The 22,386-nt window shown below is 38.3% G+C and carries 20 protein-coding genes and 1 other annotated feature; of the genes, 19 read left to right on the top strand and 1 reads right to left on the bottom strand.

The window, feature by feature from the left end:
* The first annotated feature begins 18 nt into the window (after positions 1-18).
* The 19 genes from pepF to ACXYSK_RS03460 all read left to right on the top strand — a co-directional run bounded on the left by pepF (position 19) and on the right by ACXYSK_RS03460 (position 20,040).
* The gene (gene pepF, locus ACXYSK_RS03550; RefSeq protein WP_235084077.1) at positions 19-1,821 is read left to right on the top strand and encodes an oligoendopeptidase F; all 1,803 of its coding nucleotides are present in this window, start codon (positions 19-21) and stop codon (positions 1,819-1,821) included.
* Between the two features lies 1 nt (position 1,822).
* The gene (locus tag ACXYSK_RS03545) at positions 1,823-2,536 is read left to right on the top strand and encodes an O-methyltransferase (protein ID WP_458625062.1); all 714 of its coding nucleotides are present in this window, start codon (positions 1,823-1,825) and stop codon (positions 2,534-2,536) included.
* A gap of 74 nt (positions 2,537-2,610) precedes the next feature.
* The gene (prsA, locus tag ACXYSK_RS03540) at positions 2,611-3,552 is read left to right on the top strand and encodes a peptidylprolyl isomerase PrsA (RefSeq protein WP_458625061.1); all 942 of its coding nucleotides are present in this window, start codon (positions 2,611-2,613) and stop codon (positions 3,550-3,552) included.
* A gap of 204 nt (positions 3,553-3,756) precedes the next feature.
* A complete protein-coding gene (ftsW, locus tag ACXYSK_RS03535) occupies positions 3,757-4,968 on the top strand; it encodes a cell division peptidoglycan polymerase FtsW (RefSeq protein WP_458625060.1) in 1,212 nt (403 codons plus the stop codon).
* Positions 4,969-4,991: 23 nt separating this feature from the next.
* Positions 4,992-7,817, top strand: a complete 2,826-nt coding sequence (ppc, locus tag ACXYSK_RS03530) for a phosphoenolpyruvate carboxylase (RefSeq protein ID WP_458625059.1) — start codon at positions 4,992-4,994, stop codon at positions 7,815-7,817.
* Positions 7,818-7,911: 94 nt separating this feature from the next.
* Positions 7,912-8,127 (top strand) — a binding site (T-box leader).
* Positions 8,128-8,260: 133 nt separating this feature from the next.
* On the top strand, positions 8,261-9,259 hold the full coding sequence (gene trpX, locus ACXYSK_RS03525) for a tryptophan ABC transporter substrate-binding protein (RefSeq protein WP_458625058.1): 999 nt from the start codon (positions 8,261-8,263) through the stop codon (positions 9,257-9,259).
* Between the two features lie 61 nt (positions 9,260-9,320).
* Complete coding sequence (locus ACXYSK_RS03520; RefSeq protein WP_016465932.1) at positions 9,321-10,187, top strand: ABC transporter permease; 867 nt, start codon at positions 9,321-9,323, stop codon at positions 10,185-10,187.
* Positions 10,184-10,942 carry an ABC transporter ATP-binding protein gene (locus ACXYSK_RS03515; protein ID WP_458625057.1) on the top strand — a complete coding sequence of 253 codons (759 nt, stop codon included), beginning with the start codon at positions 10,184-10,186 and terminating at the stop codon, positions 10,940-10,942. Before ACXYSK_RS03520 ends, ACXYSK_RS03515 begins: the two co-directional genes overlap by 4 nt.
* Positions 10,943-11,187: 245 nt before the next feature.
* Complete coding sequence (gene dnaG / locus ACXYSK_RS03510) at positions 11,188-12,948, top strand: DNA primase (protein WP_458625056.1); 1,761 nt, start codon at positions 11,188-11,190, stop codon at positions 12,946-12,948.
* A 2-nt stretch (positions 12,949-12,950) separates the two neighbouring features.
* Complete coding sequence (rpoD, locus tag ACXYSK_RS03505) at positions 12,951-14,060, top strand: RNA polymerase sigma factor RpoD (protein WP_004252673.1); 1,110 nt, start codon at positions 12,951-12,953, stop codon at positions 14,058-14,060.
* 17 nt (positions 14,061-14,077) lie between these two features.
* Positions 14,078-14,407: a metal-sulfur cluster assembly factor gene (locus tag ACXYSK_RS03500; RefSeq protein ID WP_458625055.1), complete on the top strand. Its 330-nt coding sequence runs from the start codon at positions 14,078-14,080 to the stop codon at positions 14,405-14,407.
* A 110-nt stretch (positions 14,408-14,517) separates the two neighbouring features.
* Positions 14,518-15,561 (top strand): glycosyltransferase family 4 protein, encoded by a 1,044-nt coding sequence (locus tag ACXYSK_RS03495; RefSeq protein WP_458625405.1) that lies wholly within the window; start codon positions 14,518-14,520, stop codon positions 15,559-15,561.
* Positions 15,562-15,569: 8 nt separating this feature from the next.
* Positions 15,570-16,886 (top strand): glycosyltransferase family 4 protein, encoded by a 1,317-nt coding sequence (locus ACXYSK_RS03490; protein ID WP_458625054.1) that lies wholly within the window; start codon positions 15,570-15,572, stop codon positions 16,884-16,886.
* A gap of 24 nt (positions 16,887-16,910) precedes the next feature.
* Entirely contained in the window at positions 16,911-17,102 is a 192-nt protein-coding gene (locus ACXYSK_RS03485) for a PspC domain-containing protein (protein ID WP_441348295.1), read from the top strand.
* Positions 17,103-17,247: 145 nt separating this feature from the next.
* Entirely contained in the window at positions 17,248-17,700 is a 453-nt protein-coding gene (locus tag ACXYSK_RS03480) for a hypothetical protein (protein WP_458625053.1), read from the top strand.
* Between the two features lie 19 nt (positions 17,701-17,719).
* Positions 17,720-18,169: a hypothetical protein gene (locus ACXYSK_RS03475; protein ID WP_458625052.1), complete on the top strand. Its 450-nt coding sequence runs from the start codon at positions 17,720-17,722 to the stop codon at positions 18,167-18,169.
* Positions 18,170-18,342: 173 nt separating this feature from the next.
* On the top strand, positions 18,343-18,477 hold the full coding sequence (locus ACXYSK_RS03470; protein WP_000863850.1) for a DUF4044 domain-containing protein: 135 nt from the start codon (positions 18,343-18,345) through the stop codon (positions 18,475-18,477).
* Between the two features lie 75 nt (positions 18,478-18,552).
* On the top strand, positions 18,553-19,863 hold the full coding sequence (gene obgE / locus ACXYSK_RS03465) for a GTPase ObgE (RefSeq protein ID WP_458625051.1): 1,311 nt from the start codon (positions 18,553-18,555) through the stop codon (positions 19,861-19,863).
* Positions 19,864-19,872: 9 nt separating this feature from the next.
* Complete coding sequence (locus tag ACXYSK_RS03460; protein WP_414259195.1) at positions 19,873-20,040, top strand: hypothetical protein; 168 nt, start codon at positions 19,873-19,875, stop codon at positions 20,038-20,040.
* A 42-nt stretch (positions 20,041-20,082) separates the two neighbouring features.
* Here ACXYSK_RS03460 and ACXYSK_RS03455 read toward each other — a convergent pair whose 3' ends face one another.
* Positions 20,083-22,362: a Xaa-Pro dipeptidyl-peptidase gene (locus ACXYSK_RS03455; protein ID WP_458625050.1), complete on the bottom strand. Its 2,280-nt coding sequence runs from the start codon at positions 22,360-22,362 to the stop codon at positions 20,083-20,085.
* Positions 22,363-22,386: the final 24 nt, after the last annotated feature.

Genomic DNA, 22,386 nt, shown 5'->3' with positions numbered 1-22,386 from the left:
AAAGGATGGAGGAAATTTATGGTATTACAACGAAATGAAATAGATGAAAAAGATACATGGGATTTGTCCACTATCTTTGAAACAGACCAAAAATGGGAAGAAGAACTTGCCCTTCTAACGGAAGATACAAAACAAGCAGCTAGTCTTGAGGGACATCTCTTGGATAGTGCAGAGAGTCTTCTTGACATTACAGAGCGTTATCTAGAATTGAGTCGTCGTCTTGAAAAACTTTATGTTTATGCACATATGAAAAACGACCAAGACACACGAGTAGCTAAGTATCAAGAATACTATGCAAAAGCTATGGCTCTTTATAGTCAACTTGATCAAGTCTTTTCTTTCTATGAGCCAGAATTTATGGCTATCACAGAAGAGCAGTATCAAAACTTTCTAGCAGAAGAACCAAAACTCCAACCATATAAACACTTCTTTGATAAACTATTGCAAAATAAGGACCATGTCCTTTCACAACGTGAAGAAGAGTTGCTTGCAGGTGCTGGTGAAATCTTCGGTGCTGCTAGTGAAACCTTTGCTATTTTAGATAATGCAGATATTGTCTTTCCATTCGTTAAAGATGAAGATGGAAATGAAGTTCAATTGTCACACGGTGTTTATATGCGCTTGGTAGAATCTAAAAATCGTGAGGTTCGTCGTGGAGCTTATGAAGCTCTTTACTCTACCTATGAGCAATACCAGCACACTTACGCAAAAACTTTGCAGACCAATGTTAAAGTGCAAAACTATCGTGCTAAGGTTCGTAACTACAAGAGTGCGCGTGAAGCAGCTCTTGCAGCTAACTTTGTGCCAGAAAGTGTTTATGATAACCTAGTGTCTGCCGTTCGTAAGCATTTGCCACTCTTACATCGTTATCTAGCTCTTCGCTCAAAAATCTTGGGTATTCCAGACCTCAAGATGTACGATGTCTACACTCCTTTGTCTTCAGTGGAATACAGCTTTACTTATGAGGAAGCATTAAAGAAAGCAGAAGAAGCTTTAGCGGTTCTTGGTGAAGATTACTTGAGTCGTGTGAAACGTGCCTTCAGCGAACGTTGGATTGATGTTTATGAGAATCAAGGGAAGCGATCAGGTGCCTACTCTGGTGGTTCATATGATACCAACGCCTTCATGCTTCTTAACTGGCAGGATAACCTCGATAATCTCTTTACTCTTGTACATGAGACAGGTCACAGTATGCATTCTAGCTATACACGTGAAACTCAGCCTTACGTTTACGGAGATTACTCAATTTTCCTAGCTGAGATTGCTTCAACAACCAATGAAAACATCCTGACAGAAAAATTATTGCAAGAAGTTCAAGATGATGCAACACGCTTTGCCATTCTCAACAACTTCTTGGATGGTTTCCGTGGAACAGTATTCCGCCAAACTCAATTTGCAGAATTTGAACATGCCATCCACCAAGCAGATCAAAACGGTGAAGTCTTAACAAGCGAGTTCCTAAACAAACTCTATGCAGACTTGAACCAAGAATACTATGGTTTGAGCAAAGAAGATAATCCACAAATCCAGTACGAGTGGGCTCGAATTCCTCATTTCTACTATAATTACTATGTATATCAGTATTCAACTGGTTTTGCAGCAGCTTCAGCCTTGGCTGAAAAGATTGTTCATGGTAGCCAAGAGGATCGTGACCGTTATATTGAATACCTGAAGGCTGGGAAGTCAGACTATCCACTCAACATCATGCGTAAAGCTGGTGTTGACATGGAAAAAGAAGATTATCTCAACGATGCCTTTGCAGTCTTTGAACGTCGTTTGGATGAGTTTGAAGCCCTTGTTGAAAAATTAGGATTAGCATAAGATGGTTGAGTCATACAGTAAAAATGCTAACCACAACATGCGACGTCCTGTCGTAAAAGAAGAAATCGTCGAATTTTTACGTCAACGACAAAAGCAAGTGTCAGGTTCCTTAAAAGAACTAGAAAACTTTGCTCGCAAGGAAAACATTCCCATCATCCCTCATGAAACTGTCGCTTATTTTCGTTTCCTAATGGAAACAATACAACCCAAAAACATTTTAGAGATTGGAACCGCAATTGGTTTTTCTGCACTTTTGATGGCTCAACATGCCCCAAATGCAAAGATTACAACCATTGACCGTAATCCTGAAATGATTGGTTTTGCTAAAGAAAATTTTGCAAAATTTGACAGTCGTAAACAAATCACTCTCTTAGAAGGGGATGCGGTAGATATCTTGTCAACATTGACAGAGACCTATGACTTTGTTTTTATGGATTCTGCCAAGTCTAAATACATCGTATTTCTTCCAGAAATTCTCAAACACCTAGAAGTGGGTGGGGTAGTTGTCTTGGATGATATTTTCCAAGGTGGAGACATTGCTAAGGATATTATTGAAGTCCGACGCGGGCAACGAACCATTTATCGTGGTTTGCAAAGACTATTTGACGCAACTCTAGACAATCCTGGATTAACAGCTAGTCTAGTTCCTCTCGGAGATGGAATCTTGATGCTAAGAAAGAATCAAGCAGAAATAGAACTGCCTGATGTTGATTAATTTCAGATATTTTTAAGACAATTTAGTAAAATAGATAAGGTAAACATTTATCTAGTGTATAAAAAGGAGTAAACATGAAGAAAAAATTATTGGCTGGTGCCATCACTTTGTTATCAGTAGCTACTTTGGCTGCTTGTTCAAATAGCTCTCAAGGAGCTGACCTCATTACTATGAAGGGTGATGTTATCACAGAACATCAATTCTATGAAGAAGTGAAAAACAACTCAACTGCTCAACAAGTTTTGCTTAATATGACTATTCAAAAAGTTTTCGAAAAACAATATGGTTCTGAAGTAAGTGATAAGGAAGTTGAAGATGCTGTAGCAGAAGAACAACAAAAATACGGCGATAGCTATCAAATCGTTCTTTCTCGTGCTGGTATGACAGCTGAAAGTCGTAAAGCTCAAATCCGTACAAGTAAATTAGTTGAGTACGCTGTTAAGAAAGCTGCAGAATCAGAATTGACAGACGAAAACTACAAAAAAGCTTACGATGAGTACACACCGGATGTAACTGCGCAAATTATTAAACTTGATAGTGAAGATAAGGCCAAAGAAGTTCTTGCTAAAGCAAAAGAATCTGGAGCTGACTTCGCACAACTGGCTAAGGATAATTCAACTGACGAAAAGACAAAAGCAAATGGTGGAGAAATCACTTTTGACTCTGCGTCAACAGAATTGCCAGACGTTGTTAAAAAAGCTGCATTTGCTCTTGATGTAGATGGTATTTCAGATGTAATCACAGCTCCAGGAACACAAGCTTATTCTAGCAGTTTCTATATTGTTAAATTGACTAAAAAAACTGAAAAATCAAGTAACTGGGAAGACTACAAAGACAAACTTAAAACAATCATTTTAACTCAAAAACAAAATGATGCTACTTTTGTTCAAGGTGTCATTAGTAAAGAATTGCAAGCTGCAAATATCAAGGTTAAAGATCAAGCCTTCCAAAATATCTTTACTCAATACATCCAAAGTGATTCAACAACAGAAACTACAACTACATCTTCTAACTAAAGATTAAGACTCTATCTTTCTACTAAGAAAGGTAGAGTTTTTTATATATTTGGAATACCAATTCTAAAAACAAAAATTGATAGAGAATCTCAATAAATAGAAATTCAGTTGGTTAAAGGGTAAGAGTTTTTTTCTAACTCAAAAAATGGTATAATAGCGAGAAAACTAAAATTAATAAAAAATAAGATTTGTTAGTGGTGAAGTATGAAAATTAGTAAACGGCACCTGTTGAATTATTCCATTTTAGTGCCCTATATCCTCTTGTCTGTTTTGGGCTTGATAGTGGTATATTCGACAACGAGTGCGTCCTTAATCCAAGAAGGGCAGAGCGCTTTTCAATTAGTTCGAAACCAAGGTATATTTTGGTTCGTTAGTTTAATACTGATTGCAGTTATCTATAAGTTGAAGCTAGGATTTTTACGTAATGAACGCTTGTTATTCATTGTGATGTTTTCAGAGTTAGTATTGCTTGCTCTAGCACGTTTGATTGGGATTCCTATTAATGGTGCCTACGGTTGGATTAAAGTAGGACCAATTACTGTTCAACCTGCCGAATACTTGAAAATTATTATTATCTGGTACTTGGCTCAACGTTTTTCAAAACAACAAGAAGAAATTGGTGTTTATGATTTCCAAGTCTTGACTCTTAATCAATGGTTGCCTAGATCCTTTAACGATTGGCGATTTGTACTCATAGTCATGATTGGTAGCTTGGCTATTTTCCCTGACCTTGGAAATGCGACAATTCTCTTTTTAGTAGCATTGTTGATGTACTCAATTAGTGGGATAGCTCATCGATGGTTTGCAACTATTCTTGGAATATTGACTAGTTTATCCTTTGTTTCCCTTACAGCCATTAAATTGATTGGTGTGGATAAGTTTTCTAAGATTCCAGTATTTGGATACGTAGCTAAACGATTCAGTGCTTTCTTTAATCCATTTGATGATGTCGCTGGTGCCGGACACCAATTAGCCAATTCGTACTATGCAATGGTTAATGGTGGCTGGTTTGGCTTAGGTTTAGGTAATTCTATCGAAAAGCGTGGCTATCTACCTGAGGCGCATACGGACTTTGTGTTCTCAATCGTCATCGAAGAATTTGGGTTTGTAGGTGCAAGTCTTATCTTAGCTCTATTGTTCTTTTTAATCCTCCGTATTATCTTGGTGGGTGTTCGTGCAAAAGATCCATTCAACTCAATGGTAGCAATTGGTATTGGTGGAATGATTCTAATTCAGGTATTCGTTAATATCGGGGGGATTTCAGGATTAATCCCTTCAACAGGTGTAACCTTCCCATTCCTTTCTCAAGGGGGGAATAGTCTCCTGGTTCTATCGGTAGCAATCGCCTTTGTCTTAAATATCGATGCTAGTGAAAAACGTGCAAAACTTTATAGCGAGTATGAAGCACAGCTCTAAGAAAATGTGACAAGGAGAAAAAAATGTCTCTTCAAAAACTAGAAAATAACAGAAACAAAACTGTAGTCCAAGAAGAAATTCAAATCTTGACAGATTTACTTGAAGATATCACGAAAAATATGCTTCCCACTGAAACCTTTGACAAGATTATGCAGTTGAAGGAGCTATCATCAAAATTAGACTATCAAGGACTAGATAAGGTAGTGAGAAGCCTTTCAAATGATGAAATGGTCTACATCTCTAGATATTTCTCTATTTTGCCACTTTTGATTAATATTTCTGAAGACGTTGACTTGGCATACGAGATTAACCATCTAAACAATATTGATCAAGATTATCTCGGTAAATTGTCAACAACCATTGAAATGGTTGCTGAAAAGGAAAATGCGGCCGAGATTCTTGAACATCTGAACGTGGTGCCTGTTTTGACAGCCCACCCAACTCAAGTTCAACGTAAAAGTATGTTGGATTTGACCACACATATTCATACTCTCTTGCGTAAATACCGTGATGTGAAAATGGGCCTTATTAACAAGGAAAAATGGCACAATGATCTTCGTCGCTATATAGAGATTATCATGCAGACGGATATGATTCGTGAAAAGAAACTAAAAGTAACTAATGAAATCACAAATGTGATGGAATACTACAATAGTTCCTTCCTTCAAGCAGTACCAAATCTAATGCTAGAGTATAAACGTCTAGCAAAAGAGCAAGGGATTGACCTAAAACAAGCAAAACCTATTACTATGGGAATGTGGATCGGTGGAGACCGAGATGGGAACCCATTTGTAACTGCTGAAACTCTCATGCGTTCAGCAACTATTCAGAGTGAAGTAATCTTAAATTATTATATCAGTAAGATTTCTAGTCTCTATCGTACATTCTCGCTTTCGACAAATTTATCTAAGACAAGCAAAGCTGTCGAAGAAATGGCATCACAATCTCGTGACACATCTGTCTTCCGTGAGAAAGAACCTTATCGTCGTGCTTTTCACTTTATCCAATCTAAATTAATTCAAACCCTTTTAAATCTAAAAGAGTGGGCTCTTGTTGGTTCATCAGCAGATGAACGACATCATGTTGAACGTCTCCTTGGTGCTCAAGGATACCAACAGGGAGAGATAACTGACTATATCAGCAATCGACTCTCGGGAGCCATTCAAGAATTAGCAGATGATCGTCCTCCTTACTATGAAACAATTGAAGAGTTTAAGCATGATTTAAATGTTATTAAGGATTCATTACTTGAGAATAAAGCAGAGGCTTTGCTCACTGGTGAGTTTGCAGAGCTTTTAGAAGCAGTCGAAGTATTCGGATTTTTCCTGGCATCAATCGATATGCGTCAAGACTCAAGCGTTCATGAAGCCTGTGTGGCTGAATTGTTGGCATCTGCTGGAATCAATGACCACTATAGCGATTTGTCAGAAGATGAAAAGTGCGAGTTGCTTTTACATGAATTGTTAGAAGATCCTCGAATCTTGTCAGCAACTCATGCTGAGAAGTCTGAACTCCTCGAAAAAGAATTGGCTATTTTCAAAACTGCACGTGAATTAAAAGATCGTTTGGGAGAAGACGTCATTCGTCAAACAATTATCTCTCATGCAACTAGCGTGTCTGATTTGTTAGAATTAGCCATCATGCTCAAAGAAGTAGGTCTTGTAGATGCTGAAAAAGCTCGTGTTCAGATTGTTCCTCTCTTTGAAACAATTGAGGACTTGGATCATTCTGAAGAAACGATGAGAAAGTATTTCTCTTTACCACTTGCTAAGAAGTGGATTGCTTCTAGAGATAATTACCAGGAAATCATGCTTGGCTACTCTGATAGTAACAAAGATGGTGGATATCTTTCATCTTGTTGGACACTCTATAAGGCCCAAAAACAATTGACTGCTATTGGTGATGAATTCGGAGTCAAAGTAACCTTCTTCCATGGTCGTGGTGGTACCGTTGGCCGTGGTGGTGGACCAACTTATGATGCCATTGCTTCTCAACCGCTCAAATCCATCAAGGATCGTATTCGATTGACTGAACAAGGTGAAGTTATCGGAAATAAATACGGAAACAAGGATGCAGCCTACTATAACTTGGAAATGTTGGTATCAGCAGCTATCAATCGTATGATTACGCAGAAGAAGAGTGATACCAATACTTCAAATCGCTATGAAGCTATCATGGATCAAGTGGTAGAACGCAGCTACGATATCTACCGTGAGCTCGTATTTGGAAATGAACATTTCTATGATTATTTCTTTGAATCTAGTCCAATCAAGGCAATCTCAAGTTTCAATATTGGTTCTCGTCCAGCAGCTCGTAAAACGATTACTGAAATTGGTGGTCTACGCGCCATCCCTTGGGTATTCTCATGGTCACAAAGTCGTGTTATGTTCCCAGGTTGGTATGGAGTGGGTTCAAGCTTTAAGGAATTTATCGATCAGGATCCTAAAAATATCGAAACGCTTAGAGAAATGTATCAATACTGGCCATTCTTCCAATCTCTTCTCTCTAACGTAGATATGGTTTTGTCAAAATCTAACATGAACATTGCCTTTGAATACGCTAAACTATGTGAAAGTGAAGAAGTACAAGCAGTCTTCTATACTATCTTAGATGAATGGCAATTGACCAAGAACGTTATCTTGGCCATCGAAGGCTACGATGAACTTCTGGCAGAAAATACGTACTTGAAAGATAGTCTAAACTACCGTATGCCTTATTTCAATATCCTTAACTATATTCAGTTGGAGTTGATTAAGCGTCAACGTCGTGGTGAGCTTTCTTCAGATGAAGAAAGATTAATTCATACGACTATTAACGGAATTGCTACAGGATTACGTAATTCAGGTTAATATAAACTTCATTTTCCAAATACCGTAGGAATTTTTATAATTTTAAAAAATAATTCATAAAAAGCCTTGACAAGTTTTAGTAAAATGATATAATTTAAGCATTCAGAAAGTAATCATCGAATTTTTTTTAGCGAATCTGTGGTTGGTGAAAACAGATAGATGAAGATGATGAAATTGGGCTGAATGCTATTAAGAATTTGAAATCATAAGAATTCGGTGAGCACACCTTATAGTGCAACTCGTGAAGCGAGTAAGAGCGATAGGAATAGTTCCTATAATTGAGGTGGCACCGCGCATTGACGTCCTCACACAAGTTTTTTGTGTGAGGACTTTTTCTATGGGGAGGAAAGAATTTTGGAAATCAAACGATGGCGACGCTTGGTAAAGTTATATTGAAAGTGAAATGAACATTACTAAGTTTAATAAAATAAGGAGAAATAGATATGAATAAACGTTTAATTGGTATTATTGCAGCACTAGCACTTGTAGTTGGAGGAAGCTTGGTGTACTCTAACTTGACGAAACAAGAAACTAAAACCGAGACAGCTAACAAGACCGCTAAAGTTGGTGTCCTACAATTTGTCAGCCATCCATCACTTGATTTGATTTACCAAGGAATCCAAGATGGACTTGCTGAAGAAGGCTATAAAGGTGACCAAGTTAAAATCGACTTTATGAACTCTGAAGGTGACCAAAGTAAGGTTGCTACAATGAGTAAACAATTGGTGGCAAACGGAAATGATGTCGTTGTCGGAATCGCAACACCTGCGGCTCAAGGTCTTGCAAGTGCAACAAAAGACCTTCCTGTTATCATGGCTGCTATCACAGACCCAGTTGGTGCTAACCTTGTACAAAACTTGGAAAAACCAGGTGGGAACATCACAGGGGTATCTGACCACAACCCTGCTGAACAACAGGTTGAATTGATCAAAACATTGACTCCTGATGTCAAGACAGTTGGAGCTCTTTATTCAAGTAGCGAAGATAACTCTAAATCACAAGTAGAAGAATTCAAGGCTTACGCTGAAAAAGCTGGTTTGAAAGTAGAAACTTTTGCAGTACCTTCAACGAACGAAATTGCTTCAACAGTGAACGTTATGACTGGTAAAGTTGATGCAATCTGGGTTCCAATTGATAACACAATCGCATCTGCATTTTCAACTGTAGTATCAAGTAACCAAACAGCTAAAAAACCAATCTATCCAAGTGCGACTGCAATGGTAGAAGCGGGTGGTTTGGCATCAGTCGTTGTGGACCAACACGATCTTGGTGTTGCTACTGGTAAAATGATTGCAAAAGTCTTGAAGGGTGAAAAGCCTGCAGATACACCAGTTAATGTCTTCTCAACTGGTAAATCAGTTATCAACAAGAAAGTTGCTCAAGAACTTGGAATTACTATTCCTGAATCAGTTATCAAAGAAGCTGGTCAAGTAATCGAATAAGAATAAAGGAGGAGTTGGAGACATCTCCTCCAATTTTTAGAATAAAGGAAACGAATCAAACATGCTAATATCTATTATTTCACAGGGATTGGTCTGGGCTATCCTAGGTTTAGGAATCTTTATGACCTTTCGAATCCTGAACTTTCCAGATATGACAACTGAAGGTTCCTTCCCTTTGGGAGGAGCAGTAGCAGTTACTCTCATTACCCAAGGGGTTAATCCTTTTCTTGCGACTTTAGCAGCTGTAGGAGCGGGTTGTCTTGCTGGTTTAGCAGCGGGTCTTCTTTATACGAAAGGGAAGATTCCCACCCTTTTATCAGGAATTTTGGTCATGACTTCTTGTCATTCTATCATGCTCATGATTATGGGACGGGCTAACCTTGGACTCTTAAACACCAAGCAGATCCAAGATGTTCTTCCATTTTCATCAGAGATTAATCAATTACTGACAGGTTTGATTTTTGTTACTTTGGTCATTTTACTCATGCTTTTCTTCCTAGATACCAAACTTGGACAGGCCTATATTGCTACAGGAGATAATCCAGATATGGCTCGTAGTTTTGGTATCAATACAGGACGTATGGAGCTTATGGGCTTGGTCTTGTCAAATGGTGTAATCGCACTTGCTGGTGCCCTTATCGCCCAACAAGAAGGATATGCCGATGTCTCTCGTGGTATCGGGGTTATCGTAGTTGGTCTTGCCAGCTTGATTATCGGTGAAGTTCTCTTCAAGAGTCTAACTCTAGCAGAACGCCTAGTTACCATTGTAGTTGGTTCCATCAGTTACCAATTCTTGGTATGGGGAGTTATTGCTCTCGGCTTTAATACTAGCTACCTCCGTTTGTACAGTGCTCTTATCCTGGCAACTTGCTTGGTAATTCCAACCCTTAAGGATAAATACTTGAAAGGAGTCAAATTAAGCAAATGACAGCAATTGTAGAATTAAAAAATGCCACAAAAATTGTGAAAAATGGCTTCGACGAGGAAAAAATTATCCTAAACGATGTTTCACTTGAAATTTATGAACATGACTTTATCACAATCTTGGGTGGAAATGGAGCAGGGAAGTCAACCCTCTTTAATAGCATTGCGGGAACTCTACCTTTGACAAGTGGTAGCATTCGCATCATGGGCGAAGATGTAACTCATTTTACCCCTGAAAAACGTGCCAAGTATCTTTCTCGTGTTTTTCAAGATCCAAAGATGGGGACAGCTCCACGTATGACAGTCGCAGAAAACCTTTTGATTGCTAAGTTTCGTGGAGAAAAACGTGGTTTATTTCCAAGAAAACTCTCAGCCTATAAAGAAGAATTTCAAGCAACCATTGAGAAAGTTGGCAATGGTCTAGAGAAGCATTTGGATACTCCGATTGAATTTTTATCAGGTGGACAAAGACAGGCTTTAAGTCTCTTAATGGCAACACTAAAACGTCCAGAACTACTTTTGTTAGATGAACACACAGCTGCCCTTGACCCTAAAACAAGTGTTGCCTTGATGGAATTGACAAATGATTTTGTCAACAAGGACCATCTAACAGCTTTGATGATTACCCATCATATGGAAGATGCTCTCAAGTATGGAAATCGCTTGATTGTTATGAAAGATGGACAAATCATCCAAGATTTGAACAAGGATGAAAAAGCTAAAATGAAGATTTCAGATTACTATCAACTGTTTGATTAGGAGTTCATATTTACAATAAGCTTAGAGATAATTTTTACCTCTAAGTTTTTTGTTTTTGAAACGAATAGAAAATTTTAACTACGATTTTTTATTTTCAAGGTTATTTGCTCTTAAATGAAATTTAACTTTAAAAAAGTTCATAATCTATGAAATAGGAGTATGTAAAGGGGATGAAATGGTTTACTTTTTTTCAGAAATAAGCTATAATATATAAAGTAAACTGTGATAAAATGGAGGTATTGTCTATGGTTGACAAGAGAGTCATCGAAGAAATCAAAAACAATACCAATATTGTCGAAATCATAGGAGAAGTAATTTCCTTACAAAAATCTGGACGGAACTTTTTAGGGCTCTGTCCTTTTCATGGTGAAAAGACCCCTTCCTTTAACGTAGTGGAAGATAAGCAGTTTTACCACTGTTTTGGTTGTGGCCGTTCTGGAGATGTCTTTAAGTTTATTGAAGAATATCAACAAGTTACCTTTACCGATGCAGTGAGGATTCTAGGCGAGCGTCTTGGGATGCACCTTGAAACTCCTGTCCACAATACTGCTCAACATACGTCCCCTCATCAAAATCTTTATGAGATGCATGATAAGGCTGCACGCTTTTATCATGCTATTCTCATGACGACGAAGATGGGTGAGGAAGCAAGAAACTATCTCTATAAACGTGGCTTGACTGATGATGTCATTAAACATTTTATGATTGGTTTAGCTCCTGCTGAACGTTCTTATCTCTACCAACGTTTAGCTAATGATTATAGCGAAAAGGACTTGCTGGATTCAGGTCTGTTTTATCTTTCCGAGAGTAATCAATTCTTTGATACCTTCCATAACCGGATTATATTTCCACTCTCTAATGATCAAGGTAAGGTAATTGCTTTTTCTGGTCGTGTTTGGCAAGAGACGGATTCTCAAACTGCCAAGTATAAAAATAGTCGAGCGACGGCAATTTTTAATAAGAGTTACGAATTATATCATTTGGATAGAGTAAAAAAAGGGTCTGGTAAAGCTCCTGAAATTTATCTGATGGAAGGTTTTATGGATGTCATTGCAGCCTACCGTGCTGGTATTGAAAATGCTGTAGCTTCCATGGGAACAGCCTTGACTGCTGAACACGTTGAACATCTCAAACGCTTTACTAAAAAAGTGATTATCACTTATGATGGTGATAAGGCAGGACAAGCAGCAACCGCTAAAGCTCTAAAGGAACTTGGTGATTTACCAGTTCAAATTGTTCAGATTCCAGATGCAATGGACCCTGATGAGTATTTACAAAAGAATTCTCCAGAGGATTTGGCTTATCTTTTATCCAATACTCGAATCAGTCCGATTGAGTTTTACATTCACCATTACAAACCTAGTAATAGTGAAAATCTCCAAGCACAGATTGATTTTATCGAGAAAATTGCACCTCTTATCGTCAAAGAACCTTCTATCACAGCTCAGAACACCTATATTCATTTACTGACGGATCATTTACCATCTTTTGATTTTCAACAAGTAGAGCACATTATTAATGAAAGTCGTGTTAGACAGAGACAAGAGAAGGTTAAGCAAGTCGTTAATCCGACACCTATCACAATGTCAGTTTCTAAACAACTGACAGCAGTTATGAGGGCTGAAGCGCATATTCTTTACCGTATGATGGAACATCCTTTGGTGCTCAATGATTATCGCTTAAGAGATGATTTTGTATTTGAAACACCTGAGTTTCAAACCTTGTATGGTCTGCTGATTGATAATGGATTAATCACTTCGGAAGATTTGGCTAACCAGACTAGAGAAGTTGAAAATGCTTGGTACCAGGTGTTAGCCTTGGATTTACCTTCTGAAATGTCTCCAGAAGAGTTAAAAGAAGTGGAAGAGTCGAGAAATCGTGCTCTTTTGAATCAACAAAATTTACAAATCAAAAAGAAGGTTCAGGAAGCTAGTCATGTAGGTGATACAGAAACTGCTTTAGAAGAGCTTGAACGCTTAATTGCCCAAAAAAGAAGAATGGAGTAAGAATGGCAAAAAAACAAAAAGAAGTAACAACTTTTGATGTCCAAGTCGCTGAGTTTATTCGTAACCATAAGAAAACTGGTACTGCGACAGATGACGAAATTAACAATGTCCTAGTAATTCCTTTTGCTCTTGATGTTGAAGGAATTGAAAACCTTTTGCAACGTATTCAAGATGCTGGTATTGCAATCACTGATAACGAAGGAAATCCAAGTGAGCGTGTTCTAAGTACAGAAGAAGAACCAGAACTTAGTGATGAGGATTTAATTGGTTCTACATCTGCAAAGGTTAACGATCCTGTTCGCATGTATTTGAAAGAAATTGGGGTTGTACCTCTTCTTACAAACGAAGAAGAAAAAGAGTTGGCACTTGCTGTTGAAGCAGGCGATGTTGAAGCTAAGCAACGTCTAGCAGAAGCTAACCTACGTTTGGTAGTATCTATCGCGAAACGCTATGTTGGACGTGGAATGCAATTCCTTGATTTAATCCAAGAAGGTAACATGGGGCTTATGAAAGCCGTTGATAAATTTGACTACTCTAAAGGGTTCAAATTCTCAACTTATGCAACTTGGTGGATCCGTCAGGCCATTACTCGTGCCATTGCTGACCAAGCTCGTACCATCCGTATCCCAGTTCACATGGTGGAAACTATCAACAAGCTTGTTCGTGAACAACGTAACCTTCTTCAAGAGTTGGGACAAGACCCTACTCCTGAACAAATTGCAGAACGTATGGATATGACACCTGATAAGGTTCGTGAAATCCTTAAGATTGCTCAAGAACCAGTTTCTCTTGAAACACCTATTGGTGAAGAAGATGATAGCCATCTTGGTGATTTTATCGAAGATGAAGTGATTGAAAACCCAGTTGATTACACAACTCGCATCGTTTTGCGTGAGCAGTTGGATGAAGTGTTAGACACATTGACTGACCGTGAAGAGAATGTTCTTCGTCTTCGTTTTGGTCTCGATGATGGGAAAATGCGTACGCTAGAAGATGTGGGTAAAGTCTTTAACGTTACTCGTGAGCGTATTCGTCAGATTGAGGCAAAAGCTTTGAGAAAACTTCGCCAACCAAGTCGAAGCAAACCGCTTCGTGACTTTATCGAGGATTAAGATAGAGGAGTCTGAATATGGCTTACACAGAAGAGCAAATTGAAAACATCAAAACACGGATTTTGACAGCTTTAGAAGAAGTTATCGACCCAGAATTAGGCATCGATATCGTTAACCTAGGTCTGATTTATGAGATTCGTTTTGATGGTGATACAGGAGATACAGAGATCGATATGACTTTGACAACTATGGGTTGTCCATTGGCAAATCTCTTAACCGATCAAATTTATGATGCAATGACAGATGTTCCAGAGGTTACCAACGTCGAAGTTAAATTAGTTTGGTATCCTGCTTGGACGGTTGAAAAAATGAGTCGCTATGCGCGCATTGCTTTAGGAATTAAGTAGAATAAAACAAAAAAGAGAAATAGTATAATTGTCAGGAATTTCCCTAGCTTTTATGCTATCTCTCTTTTAATTTGCTGATTTTCTTTCAATAAAATGATATAATGGATAGTATGGAAAAAGAGAAATTACGCATCAATATGCTAAGTTCAAGTGAAAAAGTAGCAGGGCAAGGTGTTTCTGGTGCTTATCGTGAACTTTTGCAACTTTTGAAACGTGATGCGAAAGACCAACTAATTGTAACGGAGAATCTTCCTGTAGAAGCTGATGTTACTCATTTTCATACAATCGATCTTCCTTATTATTTGTCAACATTCCAAAAGAAGCGTTCTGGTCGTAGAATTGGTTATGTCCACTTCTTGCCGGATACCTTAGAAGGTAGCTTGAAGATACCATTCTTCCTAAAAGGAATCGTGAAGCGATACGTATTTTCCTTTTATGACCGTATGGAACATTTGGTTGTGGTCAATCCTACTTTTATCGAAGATTTGGTTGCAGCTGGGATTCCCCGTGAAAAAGTAACCTATATCCCTAACTTTGTGAATAAAGAAAAATGGCATCCACTTCCTGAAGAAGAAGTAAGTAAACTACGACATGACATGGGGTTGAGTGAAAATCAATTCGTGGTAGTAGGAGCTGGGCAGGTTCAAAAGCGTAAAGGGATTGATGATTTCATTACACTTGCTGAAGAGTTACCAGATATTACCTTTATTTGGGCTGGAGGCTTCTCTTTTGGTGGTATCACAGATGGTTATGAGCGTTATAAAAAAATCATGGATAATCCTCCAAAAAATTTAATTTTCCCTGGGATTGTTGAGCCAGAACGGATGAGAGAGCTGTATGCTTTGGCAGATTTGTTCTTACTTCCTAGTTATAACGAGCTCTTTCCAATGACTATTCTTGAAGCTGCAAGTTGTGAAGCACCCATTATGCTTCGTGATTTAGATCTTTACAAGGTCATTCTAGAAGGAAATTATCGTCCAACTACTGATGTGGAAGATATGAAAGAAGCTATTTTGGAATACCGAGAGCATCCAGAAGCACTAAAAGAATTAAAAGAGAAAGCAAAGGCTATTTCTAGAGAATATTCAGAAGAGCATCTTTTAGAAATCTGGCTTAAATTCTATCGGGAGCAAGCAGCTTTAGGAAAAAAATGAGGTAGTATATGCGAATTGGATTATTTACAGATACTTATTTCCCACAGGTTTCAGGTGTTGCAACTAGTATTCGAACTTTAAAAACAGAGCTTGAAAAGCAAGGGCATGCTGTCTTTATCTTTACGACAACGGATAAGGATGTTAATCGCTATGAAGACTGGCAGATTATCCGTATTCCAAGTGTTCCTTTCTTTGCCTTTAAAGACCGTCGTTTCGCCTATCGAGGATTTACAAAAGCTCTTGAGATTGCGAAACAATATCAGTTAGACATTATTCATACCCAGACAGAGTTTTCTCTTGGTTTATTGGGAATATGGATTGCACGAGAACTGAAAATTCCAGTTATTCATACCTATCATACCCAGTATGAGGATTATGTTCATTATATTGCTAAGGGGATGTTGATTCGTCCAGGTATGGTCAAGTATCTTGTGAGAGGATTTCTTCATGACGTTGATGGAGTCATTTGTCCGAGTGAAATTGTGCGCGACCTTTTATCTGACTATAAGGTAAAAGTTGAAAAGCGTGTCATTCCTACTGGAATTGAACTTGCAAAATTTGAACGGCCTGAGATTGGTCCTGAGCACATCAGTGACCTCCGAGATAAACTTGGTATCAAGAAAAATGAAAAGATGCTTCTAAGTCTTTCTCGTGTTTCGTACGAGAAGAACATTCAAGCAGTTCTGGCAGCTTTACCAGATGTTTTAAAAGAAGAACAAAATGTTAAATTGGTTGTAGCTGGTGATGGTCCTTATTTGAAAAATCTTAAGGAGCAAGCAGAAGACTTACAGATTCAAGATTCTGTTATCTTTACAGGTATGATTCCGCCAAATGAAACGGCACTTTATTATAAGGCGGCTGATTTCTTTATTTCGGCTTCTACAAGTGAGACCCAGGGATTGACTTATCTTGAAAGTTTGGCAAGTAAGACTCCTGTTATTGCACATGGGAATCCTTATCTGGACAATCTTATAAACGATAAAATGTTTGGAACCCTTTATTACGAGGAAAGGGATTTGGCAGGAGCGATTCTTGAAGCCTTGCTTGTAACACCGCCAATGGATGAAAAACATTTGTCTGAAAAATTATATGAAATTTCTGCTGAGAATTTTGGTAAAAGAGTTCACGAATTCTATTTAGATGTCATTATTTCAAATAATTTTACCAAAGAAACCAGAACTGAAGAACCTGTTACAAAACGCATTTTAAAGACAGTCTTCTATATTCCGCAACAGGCTGTTAAAATGCCAGTCAAAGGTTCTAGACGTATGCTTAAGGCATCAAGAAAACAATTAAGAAATTTAAGAAAATATTTGAATGATTAATTCTTCCGATGAAAGGAATAAATAATGAAGAAGAAATTGATGAGAAGCGGTAGAGATCAAAAAATTGGTGGAGTATGCGCAGGAGTAGCACATTATTTTGATATCGATCCTACCATTGTTCGTGTTATTTGGGGAGTTTTGGCTTTCTGTTATGGAGCTGGAATCGTTGCTTACTTGATTTTGTGGGCAATTGCTCCTGTATCAGATGAATTTTAAGAAAAAGATTAGAGTAAAAACGAGACTAATAATATTCAATGATTTGAAACTTCAAATCGGTAAAATGGGCTTCATTTGGGGTTGATTTCTGGTGCGGGATATTAAATTTCATTAAATAGATTTGTCCGTTAAAGGAGTTGAGATAATGAAAAAGAAAAGATGGACCAAAATCAGTGCACTGGTAGGTATTGTAGGAGGGCCCTTATCGATCTTCTTTATATGTGCGTTATTGGCTGCTGCGATTGGTGCTAGTCGTTCGGGGGCACTGATATCTCTTGCTTTAGCAGTAGTGACATTTGCCATTATCTTTTTCGTAACATTGAAAAGTGCTTACTATTATAAAAAAGACGAACGTGTGAATCAGGTGATTGCGAATTTATTTGTAACTTCAAGCGCAGTAGGGTTCTTTGTAAGCTTACTGATAGCTTTAGCAAATATTCCAATGGTCAGTGGTGGACTCATTGATGGGATAATAGACGTGTTATTCGACGGAACCGATGGTTTTGCACGTATGCTCGGTCTAATGTTTCTATTCGCTATTTTATCCGTTGTCTGGGGCATTTATTATGCGATTTGTCTAAGGAAATTTGAAGACTAACATTAAAGGAGAAGAAAACATGCAAAGTAAAAAATGGGCAGTGATTAGTGCGTTTGTAGGACTTATTGGTGGTGGTTTTTCAGCCATATCACCATTTCTAGCAGTCTTTGCGGGGATTGCGAAAAGTCAGTTTATACAGGATACCGTTCAATATGGGTTGTGGATATTGAATCCTCTCGTATTCATTGTTGCTATAATAAGTGCGCTCTACTATAAAGATGACGAGCGAGTTCCTAACAAGGTCTCAAACTTATTTCTTTTAGCAGGGGCAATACTTCTTATTCCGGTAGTACTCATACTTCTAGCAACAGTTCCCGGTTTAGAGGCGATCAACGCAGTCGTTATAAAAATCATCAGTAGTTTCAGTAGAGGATTAGAAATGTATTTTGGCCCGCTTCTCGTGGGTGGATGTTTGTCGATTCTTTCAGGCGTTTCTTACTTCCAATGCGCGAAAAACTTTAAAAAATAATGTAAAGCGGATTTTTTCGAGACTTTTATTGATAAGATATTCGGAAATTACAAATAGAGAGGAAATGCGAATTTGACAGATATAAAATAGGGAATCTGATGTGTTTTTGTTGGTGATACATCTGTATCAAATGATTTTTAAAATTAGAGAATAATAATAATAAAGGAGAGATTATGGCATTCGGTGATAATGGTAAACGTAAAAAAACTTTCTTTGAAAAACTAACAATGTTTGTTGTATTAATCATGTTGTTTGTTACTTTAGCAGGTATTTTTGCGACTGCAATTGGTGTATTTAGCAGATTCTAAATTGCTAGTTGTAGGATTTATTTCAAATAGTTGGTGACTGGGATTTCCCAGCCCTTTTTAAAGTGAGAAGAGAATATGAGTATGTTTTTAGACACAGCCAAGATTAAGGTAAAGGCTGGTAATGGTGGTGATGGCATGGTTGCTTTTCGTCGTGAAAAATACGTCCCTAACGGTGGACCTTGGGGCGGTGATGGAGGACGTGGTGGTAACGTGGTTTTCGTTGTAGACGAAGGTTTACGTACCCTTATGGACTTCCGTTACAATCGTCATTTCAAAGCCCAATCTGGCGAGAAGGGAATGACCAAAGGGATGCACGGTAGAGGGGCAGAGGACTTAATTGTCCGTGTACCTCAAGGGACAACTGTGCGTGATGCCGAGACTGGAAAAGTCATTACTGATTTGATTAAGAATGGTCAAGAGTTTATTGTAGCTCATGGTGGACGTGGTGGACGTGGAAATATCCGTTTTGCAACACCAAAAAATCCTGCGCCAGAAATCTCAGAAAATGGAGAACCAGGTCAGGAACGTGAATTACAGCTAGAGCTTAAAATCCTTGCTGATGTAGGTTTGGTTGGTTTCCCATCTGTCGGAAAATCAACTCTGCTTAGTGTCATCACATCTGCAAAACCTAAAATTGGTGCCTACCACTTTACAACAATCGTTCCTAATCTTGGTATGGTACGTACTCAATCAGGTGAGTCCTTTGCAGTAGCAGACCTTCCTGGATTGATTGAAGGTGCTAGTCAAGGTGTCGGCCTAGGAACTCAGTTCTTGCGTCATATTGAGCGTACCCGCGTTATCTTGCATATCATTGATATGTCTGCCAGTGAAGGACGTGATCCTTACGAGGATTATCTAGCGATTAATAAGGAACTTGAATCTTACAATCTTCGTCTGATGGAGCGTCCACAAATCATTGTTGCCAACAAGATGGATATGCCAGAGAGTCAGGAAAACCTTGAAGAGTTCAAGAAAAAATTGGCTGCAAATTATGATGAATTTGAGGAATTACCGCCAATCTTCCCAATCTCAGGTTTGACCAAGCAAGGCCTTGCACCTTTATTAGATGCAACGGCAGAACTTCTTGATAAGACGCCAGAATTTCCAATTTACGATGAATCTGAAATGGAAGAAGAAGCATATTATGGCTTTGATGAAGAAGAAAAACCATTTGAGATTGGTCGTGATGATGATGCAACATGGGTTCTTTCCGGTGAAAAACTCATGAAACTCTTTAATATGACTAATTTTGACCGAGATGAGTCTGTTATGAAGTTTGCCCGTCAGTTGCGTGGTATGGGAGTTGATGAAGCTCTGCGTGCTCGTGGCGCTAAGGATGGCGACCTTGTTCGTATTGGTAAATTTGAGTTTGAATTTGTAGACTAGGAGTTAGCTATGGGTGATAAACCAATATCTTTCCGAGATGCTGATGGAAATTTTGTTTCTGCAGCAGACGTCTGGAATGAAAAGAAATTAGAAGAACTTTTTAATCGCCTCAATCCCAATCGTTCATTGAGACTTGCGAGAATGAAAAAACAAGCAGAAGGAAAAAAATCAGAATAAGAACCCGTGATATTTATTATCACGGGTTTTCTAATTAACTAACTACTTTTGATAAGGAATTTCTAGACTAGACTGAGCAAGATCTACAGTTAATTGATAGTCTGTATTATCACGTACCGTAATCTCAAAATCAGTTGTATAAAGAACGAGACGGACTGTATCGCCTTCTTTTAGTTTATAAATAGTTGGTTGTAGTTCAAATTGGAATTCCATCCATTCATCTGGCTTAACTTCTTCAATTTTCAATAAATCATGACGATTTTGAAGATTGAGGTAGCCTTTGGTAATAACACGCTGAGCATTTGGAGTAAATGGAAGTTCACAAAGATTTTCAAGCATGTGGTAACGACCATTATCGATTGTACGAACGGACAAGACTCCTGGGTAAGGTTGTAGGTATTTCTTTTGACCAAGTTCGAGAAGTTGAGCAGAAAGTAAGCCTTTGTTTGTACTTGACTTGAGACGAAGGTTCAGTTTAACAGGCCCATTAAGATGAAGGTCTTCCGTCACTGGCAGGTCAATGGTAACCTGATTGATCTTACCTTGATAGAGTTCATTATTAAAGGTTTGGTAGGTTTTTCCGAATCGTTCAAAATCAGAGTCTTCATAGTGGTTTTGAATGACAGCTTCTTCAGTACCTAATGTGAAAGTTTTGTAGTTGGTTTGATTTCCAAAATCTTCAAGAGCTAGCCAGGTTTGTGGAATGGTGTTATCTTGCCAAACGACTCTTGGAAGCTGGTAATCAGTTTCTTGCCCCAATAATTTCTGAGTTAAAAGAGCATTCATGGATTCACGGAAATCAATAGACTGCCAGTTATTTATATAAACATGTGCACCGTTATGATAAAAGAGATGTTTATTAATATTGCTTGGAAGAGCATTGAACATTTGATAGACGTGAAGTGGTTTGACGTTCCAGTCTTGTGAACCGTGGGTAAAGACAACTTCAGCCTTAACCTTTTGGGCATTGAGTAGGTAGTTTCTGTCATGCCAAAATTGGTTATAATCTCCAGTTTTACGGTCTAGATTTTTCTTGAGTTCTTCAATGGAAGTTTTATGAGCCTCGTTTCCACGAATATAGTCACCAGCTAAGAGATTACGAGAATAAGTTAATTCATCTAATGAATCGAAGTCCTCTCCAGGATAGCCGCCTGGGCTTGTCACAAGACCATTTTCACGGTAATAGTTGTACCATGATGAGATCCCTGCTTCGGCAATAATGACTTCTAAGCCATCAACTCCTGTAGTGGCCAGACCATTAGACATTGTTCCTAGGTAAGAAAGACCAGTAGTTGCTACTTTACCATTTGACCAGTCAGCTTTTACTTGACGTTCACGACTATGGTCTGTGAAGGCACGGCATCGACCATTGAGCCAATCAATGACATTTTTATAAGCTTCGACTTGTCGGTAGTCACCATTGGTCATTTGACCTTGAGAATCCTTGGTACCAAGACCGGATACATAGATATTTGCAAATCCTCTTGGAAGGAAGTAGTCGTTAAGTGTGTAACTACTATTGATATGAGTGAGCTTTTCTTCAGCGTCAGAAACGAGTGCTGCATCACCAACTGGTTCAACCAAGTCTAGGGTTGGCTTATCTAGCGTAATTTCATGTGGTTCCTTGACTTCTAGCACAGCTTCCATCTTGTAAAGGGCTTTATCGCTAGCCTTATCATTGGTTCCTTGATGGTAAGGACTTGCCGTCATAACTGCAGGAATCTTTCCATGGTATGTTGGTCGGATTATGCTCACCTTAATGAGATCAGGAAGTCCATCTCTATCAGAATCAACACGAGTTTCTACATAAACAACTTCACGAATGACATTGTTTGCAGAGAAGGTTGCCAAACTCTTACCATTGAAGTAGTGGTAGTTATTGTCCTCAGGAATAAGACCATCACTCACCAATTGGTCAATCAAGGTATTTCCCTTTTTAGTGCGCGTGTTAAGGAGTTGATAGAGATTATCAATCAAATTTCCGTAAACAATTGGGAATGCTGTATCTTCATGAAAAGCAATACTATCTTCAAAGTCTACTAAGTAACTGAATCCTAGTAACTGGAATGCTACAGTATAGAAAATCTCTGCAGTTAATTCACGTTCTGAATTGAAGAAAGTGAGAAGATCAGTCTCCTCATCAACTGCTAAAGCGGAAAGTGGATAGTCGGTATTTTTGTAATTGAAAAAACAAGTTCTAACAAAAGCTTCAAACTGTTCTTTATTTGAAGCTGATAGATCAAGTTTAAAGCCAAGATCAGATAATTCCTTTAGTGCTTGTTGATTTGTAACGGGATAATAACTAATTTGATTAAAACGCATTGATATCTCCTTTAAAGATTCATT

It is taken from the genome of Streptococcus sp. V919, assembly GCF_054353475.1.
The sequence above is the reverse complement of the archived record's forward strand: the minus strand, read 5'-3'. Positions and strand labels throughout refer to the sequence as shown.

Bases quoted from the DNA above. Each gene is read 5' to 3' on its own strand.
- pepF (WP_235084077.1), top strand. From the start codon at position 19: ATGGTATTACAACGAAATGAAATAGATGAAAAAGATACATGGGATTTG.
- ACXYSK_RS03545 (WP_458625062.1), top strand. From the start codon at position 1,823: ATGGTTGAGTCATACAGTAAAAATGCTAACCACAACATGCGACGTCCT.
- prsA (WP_458625061.1), top strand. From the start codon at position 2,611: ATGAAGAAAAAATTATTGGCTGGTGCCATCACTTTGTTATCAGTAGCT.
- ftsW (WP_458625060.1), top strand. From the start codon at position 3,757: ATGAAAATTAGTAAACGGCACCTGTTGAATTATTCCATTTTAGTGCCC.
- ppc (WP_458625059.1), top strand. From the start codon at position 4,992: ATGTCTCTTCAAAAACTAGAAAATAACAGAAACAAAACTGTAGTCCAA.
- trpX (WP_458625058.1), top strand. From the start codon at position 8,261: ATGAATAAACGTTTAATTGGTATTATTGCAGCACTAGCACTTGTAGTT.
- ACXYSK_RS03520 (WP_016465932.1), top strand. From the start codon at position 9,321: ATGCTAATATCTATTATTTCACAGGGATTGGTCTGGGCTATCCTAGGT.
- ACXYSK_RS03515 (WP_458625057.1), top strand. From the start codon at position 10,184: ATGACAGCAATTGTAGAATTAAAAAATGCCACAAAAATTGTGAAAAAT.
- dnaG (WP_458625056.1), top strand. From the start codon at position 11,188: ATGGTTGACAAGAGAGTCATCGAAGAAATCAAAAACAATACCAATATT.
- rpoD (WP_004252673.1), top strand. From the start codon at position 12,951: ATGGCAAAAAAACAAAAAGAAGTAACAACTTTTGATGTCCAAGTCGCT.
- ACXYSK_RS03500 (WP_458625055.1), top strand. From the start codon at position 14,078: ATGGCTTACACAGAAGAGCAAATTGAAAACATCAAAACACGGATTTTG.
- ACXYSK_RS03495 (WP_458625405.1), top strand. From the start codon at position 14,518: ATGGAAAAAGAGAAATTACGCATCAATATGCTAAGTTCAAGTGAAAAA.
- ACXYSK_RS03490 (WP_458625054.1), top strand. From the start codon at position 15,570: ATGCGAATTGGATTATTTACAGATACTTATTTCCCACAGGTTTCAGGT.
- ACXYSK_RS03485 (WP_441348295.1), top strand. From the start codon at position 16,911: ATGAAGAAGAAATTGATGAGAAGCGGTAGAGATCAAAAAATTGGTGGA.
- ACXYSK_RS03480 (WP_458625053.1), top strand. From the start codon at position 17,248: ATGAAAAAGAAAAGATGGACCAAAATCAGTGCACTGGTAGGTATTGTA.
- ACXYSK_RS03475 (WP_458625052.1), top strand. From the start codon at position 17,720: ATGCAAAGTAAAAAATGGGCAGTGATTAGTGCGTTTGTAGGACTTATT.
- ACXYSK_RS03470 (WP_000863850.1), top strand. From the start codon at position 18,343: ATGGCATTCGGTGATAATGGTAAACGTAAAAAAACTTTCTTTGAAAAA.
- obgE (WP_458625051.1), top strand. From the start codon at position 18,553: ATGAGTATGTTTTTAGACACAGCCAAGATTAAGGTAAAGGCTGGTAAT.
- ACXYSK_RS03460 (WP_414259195.1), top strand. From the start codon at position 19,873: ATGGGTGATAAACCAATATCTTTCCGAGATGCTGATGGAAATTTTGTT.
- ACXYSK_RS03455 (WP_458625050.1), bottom strand. From the start codon at position 22,362: ATGCGTTTTAATCAAATTAGTTATTATCCCGTTACAAATCAACAAGCA.